We start from the raw sequence: 12,978 nt of genomic DNA on the forward strand, positions 1-12,978 counted from the left end.
TCCTTACAGTGGGCGTTGAACAAGCCGAAGACGCGGACTGCGTCAGCGACGACGGCGCCGAGCGGCTAGGGCTCGGCGCTCATTATTCTCTACAGCATAAGGTCAAAGGGCGGTGGCGGCCAGAGGACGGCGGCTCGCGCGTGGCGCGGTCATTTTCCTTGTGTGACTGTCGTTACATCCGAGTCCGTCGTGATATGTGTTTTTGTACTGATTCGAGTAAAAAACGGACTAACCCGCCAATAAGGATTTTCATGAGACTTATCAGCCATTTCGCGTAGATGTCATCTCAGTAGCTGAAGCAGCGCGGCATGACCGATGGCTGGCAAAGCAAACTTTGACCATGCTGAGAAGACCGCTGCCAATAAGGCGTCGCAGCGTGTTTCGTCTAACGCCGTCGGTGACGCCGGGAGGTCCGGCCGGCGGAGCACGATCTTCCCAGGTGGAGGACGTCGATCATGAACGAACCATCATCATGTACGTGTCAGGCCGCTGGACTGACGCCTGAGCAGCTCGACGTGCTGCTGGCGCGAAACCCGCAATTGGCACAGGAACTGGCGGCACGATATCAGCAAACACTGGCCGAACCGGCAGAGCTGGACAGGCCAGATGACCTGGCCGCGGTGGGACTGGGGCCGGATGGGGCGCCGCTGGTCAGCGGTCCTGCGGAGCCCATGCCGCTGGCCCGTTTCGATCTCAGCAACGGCAACCGCGTCGAATTCGTCGGGCTTAGAGGCGACGACAAGGAGGCCCAGGTAGGTATGCGGGAGTTGGGCGTGAGCGATCGTGCGACCCCGCGAACCTTTGCAAGCGAAGTTGGCAAGTCCGCGCTGGATCACTACCTTATGCTCGCCCCGCAGGAGGTGCCCATCCCGAAGATGCTGCTCGAGCTGAATCCCGACATCGACCGCAAGGCGTTCAAGAATCGCACCGTGGAGCGGTTGGAAGAACCCATCGAGGTGGATCTGGACGAGTTGGGCATAACGCCGGACACTGCCAGGGCAGGGTCCTCAGCAGGAGGCGGACCAGGCCAGCAATACTGTGTCCCGGGCGATGGTTATCATCTGTTTCGCAACCACAATTGCGAGACCGTCTCCTTCCCGAGCAACACCTGGTGGTGGTGCGACCCGGAGGCCCACTATTCCTTCCGGGATCGCTGGACCTCTGACCGCAAGCGTCGCAACTCTCTTGGTGTCACCACTGCCTGCCATGGGCCGGCGGCCACCCTGCACTACTACAAGAATGTCTTTGGCAACTGGAAGCATCTACATACCTTTCACCTGCCTTCAGGCTACTGGCAGTGGACCCGGTATGAGGGGCTATCCAAGCGAGACCGCTGGATACGACATCGCTGTGTGACCGCGGGAGGCAGCAGCTTCGTGCGCTGCGTCAGCTTCTTCTACAACTGAGGCCTGTGTCATCTGCGCAGCGCTCGTTGCTTTCGTTGCAGGAGGGGGGGGGGGCAGGGCAACAGGGTCGGCGATCAAGCGAGCGACTCGTCGAACCATCTCGGCGCCATCACCGTTGTCGCGGTGGTGGCGCCTTGCTGTTTGGCGTCTGGTTTGGTGAGGGTTCCGGCCATGCGGGGTTGCTGCGGCTAGGGCGTCAGGCAGAGGTTTCGGATTCTGCGATGGGCTCGGGCAGGGCGCCCTGGTTGATCCGCGCGATGGCGGCGGCGGCGCGCTCCAGCGCCGGCAGGCAGTCCAGTGCGCGCTGTTTATCCATGCGCATCACCGGTGCCTGGATCGCCAGGCCGACGTTGGAGACCCCGGTGGGGTTGGGGGCCAGCACCGCGATGCACAGAAGCCCCGGTAGGAATTCCTCGTCGTCGAAGGCGTAGCCGTCGCGCTTGACCTGCTCGATCTCCGCTTCCAGAGCGTCGATGTCGGTAAGCGTGTTTCGGGTGAAGGCCTCCAGGGTGGCATCGGCGAGCAGCCGACGGCGCTGGGAGGCGCTCATCTGCGCCAGAAACAGCTTGCCGCTGGCGGAGCAATGGGCAGGCACCCGGGAGCCGGGGTGTAGATAGAAGCGCAGCGGAGCCGACGTCTCGACGCGGTCCAGATAGAGCACCTCGCTGCCGGACAGGGCAGTGATGTTGCAGCTTTCCCCGACCTCGCGGACCAGCTCAGCCAACACGCCGTGACGTGCGCCCTGAACGGTGTCGTTGAGCAGCAGGGTCTCGGCCAGCCGGCGCAGGCGGCTGCCCTTGCTGTAGTGGCGGTTGTCCGCTTCGCGCTGCAGCATGCCGGAGTTCTCGAGCTGCTGCAGCATCCGGTGCAGCGTCGGCTTGGGCAGGCCGGTCTCGTCCACCAGGCTCTGCAGGGTGAAGTACTGGTCCTTCTCCGCGATCACCTCGAGCAGCGCCAGCAGGCGCTGGGCCGGGGTGTCGCCCTCGATGATCCGGGTGTCAAAGCTTGCTGTGCTCATGGCGGGGTCTCCTCGATACTACAAGCCTATACGTATCTAAAAATTAATCAATGTGTATCGGAAAACGGAATTCGCCGAGATCACTGTCGTCTCTGACTGAAGCACGTCGGCGTCGGGAACCGGGCGGCGGACGTGAGTGGACAGGCACCCATGAGCCAGGACTCGGCCATGGCCAACCGGTTGTCGCGGTATCCGGCATAGGCTGCCCTGTCTGAGCTTGCACCGAGTCAAAAGTCCGAGCGGATTTCGGCACGGTAGCTGAAGCGGTCGGCCCTTCCCTTGGTGGTACGGACTTCCACGATACGGTCGTGGCTGGTGTAGGTCATCCGCTTGAGCACCACCACCGGGGTGCCGGGAGCGATGTCCAGCAGGGCGGCGGTGTGGGTATCGGCGGCTTCTGCGGTCAGGGTTTCGTCGGCCCGGACGACGGGGATGCCGAATCGGTCGAGGATCAAGGCATAGAAGTAGTCGGGAATATAAAGCTCGGAATCTTCCAGCCCCGGCACCAGTACGCTTGGCCACCAGCTGTACTCCACCAGGGTCGGGGCGTCATCGACCACTCCCAGGCGTTCGATATAGGTGACTGGACTGGTCTGGCTCAGGCCGAGGCGGGTATATACGTCATCGGGAGCCTGGCGGATAGCGCGATCGGTGGTGGTCTTGTGGATACGCACGTCCTTGCCGTCGGCGTCCCCGTAGCTGACAAAGCGAAACAGGGTTTCCTCGAAGTCGGTCCGCGAGACATAGGTGCCCTTGCCCTGATGGCGGAACAGCAGTTTTTCCCAGACCAGATTGGAGATGGCCTTCTTGACCGTTCCCTGACTGATCTGCAGCCGGTCGGCGAGCTGCCATTCGGGTGGAATGAGGTCGCCCGGGGCCAGGTCCCCCCGTTCGATCAGGCCGCGAATATGGTCCTGCAGCAGTCGGTACAGCGGTTTCCCCGGCTGTGCCACCATCACCTCGGGGGAGAAGAGGCCAAGGCGATCAGATTCGTTTTCACTGGTCATTCGCAAGATCCCGCTGCTGGCAAGGTCGGAAGGGGAGGCTGCTCGGGTCAGGCGCTTGTCTGACTCGCCGCTGCCCTGCAGCAGCGTGACGGCGCTCGCCTCTTTCACACCTTGATTCATCCGTTTCATTCTTAAGTGGTATTTCATCAATCTATCACGGGGCTCCTGTGCAGACACCTTTCCGGCCGTGTGACCCCTGGCCTCAGACCGGAAAGAGAAACAGCGGGCGGCGGGTGCGACGACTGATCTTGCGCGCCACCGAGCCAAGCACCATATGACCCAGCCCGGACTGGCGCTGTGTTCCCATGACGATGCAATCGGCATCGATTCTGTCGGCCTCCTGCAGGATGATTCGGGATGGCTTGCCAATGCGGACGTGAATCTCCTTCAGAGAGGCGTGGTAGCTGTCTTCCGAGGCCAGCGTCGAGTGGCCGAAGTCTTCAAGGCGGCGCTTGATTTCGTCGATGGCCTGCCGGGTCGCTCGTTCGCGATAGTTGTCCAGCGGGGAAACGGCGGTATAGCGGCTGGCCAGGCTGTCTTTCAACAGTGCCGGATCTTCGATGACGTGCAGCAGGTGGACCGCGGCGCCGAAGCGTTCGGCGATACCGATGGCCTTGCGGAAGACGTCGGGGCTGTGGGCGCTGAGGTCAGTGGCATACAGCAGCCGGGATATCTGGAAGCTCATGGCTTCATCCTCACAAAGGTTGGATGGCGCAGGCGGTGAGCCGACGTGGCCGAGGCACCTTCGACGCCAAGGCCGGGCTCGCCGGCGCCAGGCCCGGCCGAAACATCGATCAGGCAGGACCCTGGGTACCGCGAGCGCAGGCCAGGGCATCGGGCGCCAGGCTAGGCCGGTGCTTGATGCAGATGGTCGATCATCTCCGCAATCTTGAGGCGCTGGACCTTGCCGGAGGGCCCTCTGGGCAGCCATTTCACGATGTGAACATGTTCAGGCGCCTTGTAGTCACCGACCTCCTCGCGACAGTAGTCGAGAAGTTCTTGCTGGGTCGCCCGATGGCCTTCCTTGAGCACCACGACGGCCTCTACGACCTGCCCGTAGTGCCGGTTTTCCATGGGATAGGCGGCTGCCTCCAGCACCGCCTCATGGGCCAGCAGGGCGTCATCGATCTCGCGCGGGGCGATGTTCTCGCCACCCTTAATGATCAGCTCCTTGATGCGGCCCGTGATGAAGAAGAAGCCTTCCTCATCGCGATAGCCAAGGTCGCCGGTGTGCAGCCAACCCTCGTTATCGATGGTGTCTGCTGTGGCCTCGGGATTCTTGTAGTACTCCTTCATGACGTTGTCGCCGCGGACAACGATTTCACCGGTCTGGTGGCAGGGCAGTACCTGTCCTGTCGAGTCGAAGACACTGACCTCGTTGCGGTAGGCGATACCGGGGGATCCGTAGCGAGATTCGAAAGGGGGCAAGGGGTTGGACAGGATCTGGGCCGCGGTTTCGGTCAGTCCCATGGTTTCCACCAGGCTGACACCGAAGGTGGTCTCGAAACGGCGGTGGCTCTCCGCCGGCAGTGCCGAAGAGGCAGATCGCCCGAAACGCACCTGACGCATGCGCGGATCCTCGCGCAGGTCCTTCGACTCTGGCTTCTCGGCATGCTCCAGCAGGTAGGCGACAATCGTCGGCACGATACTGAACCAGGTGCACTGGTTGTCGAGCAGCCAGTCCCAGAATGCCGAGACACTCAGCTTCTCCGGCAGCACCACACTGCCGCCACTGATCAGTGGCGCCATGATGGTGACCACCTGGGCGTTGATATGGTAAAGCGGCAGAACGCAGAGGGCGCGATCCTTCTGGCACAGCGAGTGGGCCTCCATGGTGCACCTTCCCCCCGCGATCAGATTGGTGTGGGTCAGCACGACGCCCTTGGGCTTGCCTGTTGTGCCCGAGGTATACATCAACAATGCCGTGTCGTCGGGCGCTACCACGGGCAAGGGCGAAGACGCGATACGCTCTTGCTGCCGCGGCCCGTTGCGAGGACAGGCGACCAGAATTTCCTTCTCGCTCCCGTCGAGCAGGCCATCAAGGCGCTGCTCGTAGTGGGGCGATACGATGACAGTCGTGGCATCACAGTGCTCCAGCACGTAGCGCAACTGGGCATCCCCTGCGATGGCGTTCAAGGAGACCGCGACACGACCGCTGGCCATGATCGCCAGCAGCAGTGAGGCGGTCCACAGTCCGTTGTCCATCAGCATGGCCACATGGTCGCCGGGCTGGCAGCCGCGCGCCTGAAGAAGGCCATGCACCCACTCGACTCGCTCCTGGAGTCGGGACATTGAGACCGTCTCGCCAGTGTCGGGACAGATCAGGAAATCAGTGGCGGGTTGGCGTTCACACTGATGCTTGATGGTGTCTTGAATGGTCATCATCTGGCCGGCCTCTAGAAGGGATTGGCGATGCCGTGCTTGTCGAAAAAACCGGAAAACAGATCCTGTGGCAGAGGGGGAGAGGCCTCGATGGTGCGCACGATGCGGGTCGTGTTGAGGTAGTGGCGGTAGTTCATGTTGTCGGAAATGCTGTTCTTGCCCCAGCTACCGCAGCCCATCGACAAGGAAAACGGAAGGGCGTTGTCGAAGTTGCCACCATTGCCGAAGGCGTGGGCCTGATTGACGATCACCCGGCAGACCGGCATCTCCAGTCCCAGCTTCTCGATGTGCTCATCGGTGGTGCTGTGGATACCGCAGGAGTGCCCCTTGCCCTGGTATTCGAGCAGTTCCCTGGTGATAGCAAAGGCGTCCTCGAAGTCTCTGGCCCGGTAGAGGGTCAGCACCGGTGACAGCTTTTCGCCCGAAAAGGGGTAGTCCGCCCCGATACCGCTTTCTTCCACCAGCAGGATCGAGGCGTCGAGACACGCCGGACGATCGAGCCCCACGGTGCTGGCGATACTGCCGGCATCCCGGGCGATCACGTCACGACTGAGGTTGCCATCCGTCCACATACGACCTTCGAGAATCCGCTTTTCCTGTTCGGTCAGCAGTACCGCCGCGTGGTCGCGCAGTGCCGAGACCATGCTGTCGTAAACGCTGTCGAGGATGACCAGGCTGTTCTCCGAGCTGCAGCTGGTCGCATTGTCGAAGGTCTTGGAGGCAAGAATCTTGCGCGCGGCATCTGCGATATTGGCGCTTTCATCGATGATGACCGGGACATTGCCTGCCCCGACGCCGATGGCCGGGGTGCCACTGGAATAGGCGGAGCGCACATTGTTCTGGGAGCCGGTGACGACGATCAGGTCGACCAGTTGCATCAAGGCATGGGTGCTCGCCTTGGTCACCGGGTCCGGTAGCAGTTGCACCAGAACCCGGGGGGCTCCGATACGGGCGAGCTCGTCCTGCATGTAGTTCACCAGCCGTTCGCACACGGCGTAGCCCTTGGGCGAGGGAGCCAGCACGATGGCGTTGCGACCCTTGAGTGCGTTGATCGTCTTGTTGGTGGGCGTGGCCGCAGGGTTGGTGGAAGGCACCACGGCGCCGACCACGCCGATCGGGCGGGATATCTCGACGATGCCTGTGCTCGGGTCTTCGGAGACGATACCCACGGTACGCTTGCCCTCGAGGTCGGCCAGCAATCCAAGGGTCTTGCGGTGGTTCTTGGCGATCTTGTCGGAAACCTTGCCAAGCCCGGTGGTGGCCACTGCGAGTTGTGACAGCTCCTCATTTCGCGTGGGCTCCATCAACGCCCAGGCGGCGGCCAGCACGACTTCATCGACTTGCTGCTGGTCGTATTGCTCGAACCGGCGCTGGGCTTCTCGGGCTCGTTCGACAATGGGGGCTACCAGCCGGTAGGCGCTATTGTCGTCAGAAGAATGCTTGTGGTTGGTGTTCATGCTGCTACCTCGACGTGTCGATGGGGTAAGCAAGGGCGGCTCAGGGTATGGATTGCGGCTCCCTGCGGTGCAGGGGAATGAGGCCTGTGTTCCACGCGTCGCTACCCTTGCTTTCGTTGCCGTTGGCCTGAAATCCGCAGAGGTCACGGTGTCTCGAGCTGAGCGAAGAGTTCAGTCAGGTACGCTTGCTGTTGTTTCCACAGCGCCTCGAGGTCGGACGCTTCCATGACGCGAAGGGTCGATCCGCCTTCTTTCATCTGCTCGGCGATTCCCTTGTCCTGGAACATGTCGATGAAGTTGGAAGAGAGGTAGTCGACCGTTTCCGCGTCGACCCCTCTGGGAACCATGATCCCCCTGAGGTTGAGGCTGGTGTCGTCGACGTCGTATCCCGCTTCGATAAAGGTGGGTACATCCGGCAGGAAATCTTCGCTTCTTTCGAGATCGGCAATGCCGAGGATCTTGATGCGGTCCTGGTTGCGGAAGGCGTCGGACAAGTTGTTGAATCCCGCCATCACCTGACCACCGACAACAAACCTGAGGGCGTCCACTCCTCCTGAGGTAGGAAGGTACTTCAGGGTCACCTCGGCGCTTTGCTGAAGCTGAAGGGCAGCAATATGGTGTCCGACGTAGAGCCCGGCGCCCGAGACCGTCAACTTTCCAGGATTGGCTCTTGCGTACTCCACCACGTCATCGATGGAATCGAATTCACTGTCCTTGCCGACGATGAGTACGGCAGGGTCTGCGCCCCAGTTTGCAATGGGCTGCAGGTTCTCGATGCTGTAGTCGGTGTCGTACATGATCGACTGAGCGATGAAGTGCGGCACGTTATAGGCCGCAATATCGTAGCCATCGGTAGCGCCGGTACTGACAAACTGATTCCAGCCGATCTGTCCGCCTGCACCCGGGCGGTTGATCACCGTGACCGGCTGCCCGAGGTACTCATCGCCCTTCGAGGTGACGATCCTGGCCTGGAAGTCTGTCGCACCACCAGCCGAATAGGCGACCGTCAGATTCAAGGGCTTTTCCGGGAAGTCCGCCAGGCTGGGGAGGGGAGCAAGCAACAGACAGACCGCGAGGGTTGACGCTGTTTGACGCTTTACTGAGGTGGCGTGAATAGTCATTGTTTTATGCCTTCTACAGAAGTAGGCCTTTGGGAAACTGCACCTTTAACAGGGCAGTGAATACGCCGAAGAGCACCGCCAGAAAGCCGGTACCGATGACGATGTTGAGAAGGATCTTTCGGCTCGAGGAAAGCCCGGGCATATAGACGCTACTGATGACGACGAACCCCACCAGGGTGGTGACGTAGAAGCCGAGAATTCGTAGTGCGAGCAGCAGCAGGAAAAAGATGGCAAGCGCCGGGATGATGCTGCCCCAGGGGATGGAGATGGCGCCTTCCTCGGCCTGGCCTGGGGCCAGGATTTCCACCGCGAGCAGCACGACTGCCAGAGTCAGTACGATCAATGACACCACTCGGGGAAAGCTGTAGCCGTATGCCCCGCCTGCCCAGGAGGCGGCTACCAGGCCAAGTGCAATGATCAGTGCGCCGAGGGCCACCTGACGCGGTTTAGTGAGCATCATGGTTGGCCTCCGGATGTACCTGGACTCGATGATCGGGCGTCGCACGCTGGCGGGTCTTGCGGGCCTGCCAACTGGCGTAGAGGCTGTAGGCCACCGACAGCAGGCACAGCGAGACCAGCAGGATATTGAGCCAGCCACCGAACATGTAACGCAGCATGCCGTCGCCGGCCTGGGCCAGCATCTGACTCTGCAGGAAGTTGGTTTCGGCAATAGGGCCGAGAATGATGCCGAGTACGATGGGCCCGGGGGTGAAGCCGTACTGCATGCCGAAGTACATCAGAGAGCCCATGGACATCATGATGATGACGTCGGAGAAGCTGTTCTGGACGCTGTAGGTGCCGAAGATGGCCAGCGTGGTCACCGCCGCCGCCATGATGTGGCGAGGAATCCGAATGACGTACTTGCCGATCCCGCTGATCCACAGCCCACACACCACCAGCAGAATCTGGCTGATCAGCAGTGCTCCCATGAAGGTCCAGGCGACCGATGCATGCTGGGTGAACAGGTCTGGTCCGGGAAAGAGGCCTTGAATCAACAGGCCGCCGAGCAGCACCGCGGCGGTGGGGCTGCCCGGTATGCCAAGCGACAGCATGGGCACCAGTGACGCCCCGACCATGGCGTTGTTGGCACTTTCTGCAGCGATGATGCCCTCCGGCTCGCCCTTGCCGAAATTGTCCTTGTTGTGACTGAATTTCTTGCACTGGTCGTAGGCAATCAGCCCGGCAATCTGGCCACCGGCGCCGGGAATGATGCCGACGATGATGCCGGACAGGCTGCCGATCACCAGCGCCTTGACCTTCTTCAGGTTGAAGATGATCGCCTTGATCACGGAGGTGGGTGCCATGTCGAAGCGTTCGCCGCCGTTGGCACCCTTGGCGCCCTCTACCATCTGCAGCACCTGGGGTATCGCAAACAGGCCGATCAGGGCCGGGATGATGGTGATGCCGCCCTGCAGATGCTCGCTGAAGACGAAGCGTTCGGTGCCGGTCACCGGGTTGAAGCCGATCAGCGAGATCCAGACGCCGATCGCGCCGCCGAGCAAGCCCTTGAGTACCGAGGCGCTGCCCAGAGAGCCGATGACGGTGATGCCGAGGATGGCCGTCCAGAACAGCTCCGGGGGGCCAAACTTCAGCGCCACATTGACCAGGTAAGGGGTCAGGAAGATCAGCACCAGGACCCCCAGCACGCCCCCGACGGCGGAGCTGATAAAGCAGTAGTACAGCGCCTGGGTCGCCTTGCCGGCCTTGGCCATGGGGTGGCCATCCAGCATCGTTGCAATGTTGGCGGGCGCCCCGGGGATGTTGATCAGGATGGCGCTGACCGCGCCGCCGGCGACCGTCGAGGTATACAGAACGCCGAGCAGGATCAGCCCCGAGGTAGCGTCCATCTTGAAGGTGAAGGGGATCAGTAGCGCCACCGCCATCGTCGGACTGAGCCCCGGCGTCGCCCCCAGAATCAATCCGACGATCGTGCCGCCGATCAGGATAAGCAGGTTCCAGCCGCTGAGAACCTGCGGAAGGTAATGCAGTAGTTCCACCTTGAGCCTCCCGTGACGCCACAGGGGCGGGCGTCTGTTGTCGTTGTCATTCAGTTGGGATAAGCGCGTTTGCCTTTGGCGTGCTTTCTTTCACGGGCTTGATGGCGGTCGCATCAAGGTTGGTGAGTGTGTAGAGGGTCTGGATCAAGTCATTTAACAGATGTACATGAGTTGTATGTCTAGAAGTCTCCCGCGTGACTGTCAACGTATTTTTCCCTCCGAAATGCCGCTGCAATGCAGCAATGGCGGGCCTTTCAGCGGGATGCGGGTGTTCGGCAAAAGGAGCGTGATCGATCCTGCAGGCAAGGGTGCAAGGGGCGCGGATGGAGGGGCGGGCGAGCGGTGGGAGGCGCTGCAGGGGCTTGGCGGAGCAAACAGGGTGGCACGACGACGGTCTGTTTTTATAAAAAACGAACCGTAACGTATCAAATAATGAAATTCGTCTTGACCGGGCACGAATCGGCCGCTACCTTTGGATCAAGTTTCGCAAATCGGAACTTATGGTATCGAAAAGCTTGAGGCGACCGATCCGGAGCGGCTCAAGCCAAGACAAGGCCCGAGGCCCTGATGGCCGACGCCGCCAGCATCCGCTTTTGTTCCCTGGAGGAGCCCCATGAGTCACAACGACAACACCAACAAGCGCCAGGTCGTGAAGGGTAAGCAGAAGATGACGCCCTCCGAGGCCTTCGTCGAAACCCTCGTCGCCAATGACGTCACCGACATGTTCGGCATCATGGGCTCGGCCTTCATGGACGCCATGGACATCTTTGCCCCTGCCGGCATTCGTCTGATTCCGGTGGTGCACGAGCAGGGCGCGGCCCACATGGCCGACGGCTATGCCCGTGTTTCCGGCCGCCATGGTGTGGTCATCGGCCAGAACGGCCCCGGCATCTCCAACTGCGTGACCGGCATCGCGGCGGCCTACTGGGCCCACAGCCCGGTGGTCATGATCACACCGGAAACCGGCACCACCGGTATCGGCCTGGGCGGCTTCCAGGAGTGCAACCAGCTGCCGATGTTCCAGGAGTTCACCAAGTATCAGGGCCACGTCACCCACCCGGCGCGCATGGCCGAGTACACCGGTCGCTGCTTCGAGCGGGCCATGTCGGAGATCGGTCCGACCCAGTTGAACATTCCGCGTGACTACTTCTACGGCGAGATCGAGGCCGAGATTCCCGAGCCGCGTCGCATCGACCGCGGCCCCGGTGGCGTTCAGTCACTGGACGAGGCGGCGGCCCTGCTGGCCGAGGCCAAGTTCCCGGTGATCGTTTCCGGTGGTGGCGTGGTCATGGCCGACGCGGTGGAAGAGTGCAAGGCCCTGGCCGAGCGCCTCGGCGCGCCGGTGGTCAACAGCTACCAGCACAATGACTCCTTCCCCGCCAGCCATCCGCAGTGGTGTGGTCCGCTGGGCTACCAGGGCTCCAAGGCCGGCATGAAGCTGATCTCCCAGGCCGACGTGGTGCTGGCACTCGGCACCCGTCTCGGGCCCTTCGGTACCCTGCCGCAGCACGGCATGGACTACTGGCCGAAGGACGCCAAGATCATCCAGGTGGACGCCGACCACAAGATGCTCGGCCTGGTGAAGAAGATCTCTGTCGGCATCTGCGGCGACGCCAAGGCCGCCGCGGTCGAGCTGAGCCAGCGCCTCGAGGGCCGTGACCTGGCCTGCGACGCCTCCAAGGACGAGCGTCTTGCCAAGATCAAGGCCGAGAAGGACGCCTGGGAGAAGGAACTCGACGAGTGGACCCACGAGCGTGATCCGTTCAGCCTCGACGCCATCGAGGAAGCCAAGGACGAAAAGCCGTTCTCCGGCGGCGAGTACCTGCACCCGCGTCAGGTGCTGCGTGAGCTCGAGAAGGCCATGCCGGAAGACGTGATGGTCTCCACCGATATCGGCAACATCAACTCGGTGGCCCACAGCTACCTGCGCTTCGAGAAGCCGCGCAGCTTCTTCGCCCCGATGAGCTTCGGCAACTGCGGTTACGCCCTGCCGACCATCATCGGTGCCAAGACCGCCGCGCCGCATCGTCCAGCCATCGCCTACGCCGGTGACGGTGCCTGGGGCATGAGCCTGATGGAGACCATGACCGCCGTGCGTCACGGTATCCCGGTCACCGCGGTGGTGTTCCACAACCGCCAGTGGGGCGCCGAGAAGAAGAACCAGGTCGACTTCTACAATCGTCGCTTCGTGGCCGGCGAGCTCGACAACGAGAGCTTCGCCGAGATCGGCCGCGCCATGGGTGCCGAGGGCATCACCGTGGACCGTCTGGAAGACGTGGGCCCGGCGCTGAAGAAGGCGGTGGACATGCAGATGAACGAGGGCAAGACCTGCATCATCGAGATCATGTGTACCCGCGAACTGGGCGACCCCTTCCGCCGTGACGCCCTGAAGAAGCCGGTGCGTCTCTTGGAGAAGTACCAGGACTACGTCTGATACCGGCGGCGAAGGACTCCCCTGTCTGACTCGCCACGCAAGACTCTCTCGTCCGGTATGACGACATTGCCCTGGCCTGGTGCCAGGGCTTTTTTACATTCGCCAGAGGGTGGTAAAGAGCCCCGGCCGAGTGAAGGGATGGGCGGAGTCTCCGAT

At 61.9% G+C, this 12,978-nt stretch carries 10 protein-coding genes; 2 read left to right on the forward strand and 8 right to left on the reverse strand.

Translation table 11 applies throughout. The features are described 5' to 3' along the window. Window positions 1–455 precede the first annotated feature (455 nt). Window positions 456–1,406: a hypothetical protein gene (locus NFH98_RS05750; protein ID WP_108449685.1), complete on the forward strand. Its 951-nt coding sequence runs from the start codon at window positions 456–458 to the stop codon at window positions 1,404–1,406. Window positions 1,407–1,602: 196 nt separating this feature from the next. Here the strand turns inward: NFH98_RS05750 and NFH98_RS05755 are convergent, their stop codons facing one another. From NFH98_RS05755 to NFH98_RS05790, 8 genes are all read right to left on the reverse strand, one after another. Then, window positions 1,603–2,424, reverse strand: coding sequence for an IclR family transcriptional regulator (locus tag NFH98_RS05755; protein ID WP_045991928.1), 822 nt, complete (start codon window positions 2,422–2,424; stop codon window positions 1,603–1,605). Window positions 2,425–2,651: 227 nt separating this feature from the next. Further along, window positions 2,652–3,431 (reverse strand): GntR family transcriptional regulator, encoded by a 780-nt coding sequence (locus NFH98_RS05760; RefSeq protein ID WP_162197827.1) that lies wholly within the window; start codon window positions 3,429–3,431, stop codon window positions 2,652–2,654. Window positions 3,432–3,633: 202 nt separating this feature from the next. After that, a complete protein-coding gene (locus tag NFH98_RS05765; protein WP_045991929.1) occupies window positions 3,634–4,116 on the reverse strand; it encodes a universal stress protein in 483 nt (160 codons plus the stop codon). A gap of 161 nt (window positions 4,117–4,277) precedes the next feature. Next, on the reverse strand, window positions 4,278–5,816 hold the full coding sequence (locus tag NFH98_RS05770) for an AMP-binding protein (RefSeq protein WP_349622321.1): 1,539 nt from the start codon (window positions 5,814–5,816) through the stop codon (window positions 4,278–4,280). An 11-nt stretch (window positions 5,817–5,827) separates the two neighbouring features. Next, the gene (sauS, locus tag NFH98_RS05775) at window positions 5,828–7,270 is read right to left on the reverse strand and encodes an acylating sulfoacetaldehyde dehydrogenase (RefSeq protein ID WP_349622322.1); all 1,443 of its coding nucleotides are present in this window, start codon (window positions 7,268–7,270) and stop codon (window positions 5,828–5,830) included. A gap of 143 nt (window positions 7,271–7,413) precedes the next feature. After that, complete coding sequence (locus tag NFH98_RS05780) at window positions 7,414–8,391, reverse strand: tripartite tricarboxylate transporter substrate binding protein (RefSeq protein ID WP_287165822.1); 978 nt, start codon at window positions 8,389–8,391, stop codon at window positions 7,414–7,416. A 13-nt stretch (window positions 8,392–8,404) separates the two neighbouring features. Further along, window positions 8,405–8,851, reverse strand: a complete 447-nt coding sequence (locus NFH98_RS05785; RefSeq protein ID WP_045991932.1) for a tripartite tricarboxylate transporter TctB family protein — start codon at window positions 8,849–8,851, stop codon at window positions 8,405–8,407. After that, a complete protein-coding gene (locus NFH98_RS05790; protein ID WP_045991933.1) occupies window positions 8,838–10,388 on the reverse strand; it encodes a tripartite tricarboxylate transporter permease in 1,551 nt (516 codons plus the stop codon). Before NFH98_RS05790 ends, NFH98_RS05785 begins: the two co-directional genes overlap by 14 nt. A gap of 613 nt (window positions 10,389–11,001) precedes the next feature. Here NFH98_RS05790 and xsc point away from each other — a divergent pair. Then, a complete protein-coding gene (xsc, locus tag NFH98_RS05795) occupies window positions 11,002–12,822 on the forward strand; it encodes a sulfoacetaldehyde acetyltransferase (RefSeq protein WP_349622323.1) in 1,821 nt (606 codons plus the stop codon). Window positions 12,823–12,978: the final 156 nt, after the last annotated feature.

Source organism: Halomonas sp. H33-56 (assembly GCF_040147035.1).
Classification (GTDB): domain Bacteria; phylum Pseudomonadota; class Gammaproteobacteria; order Pseudomonadales; family Halomonadaceae; genus Halomonas; species Halomonas litopenaei.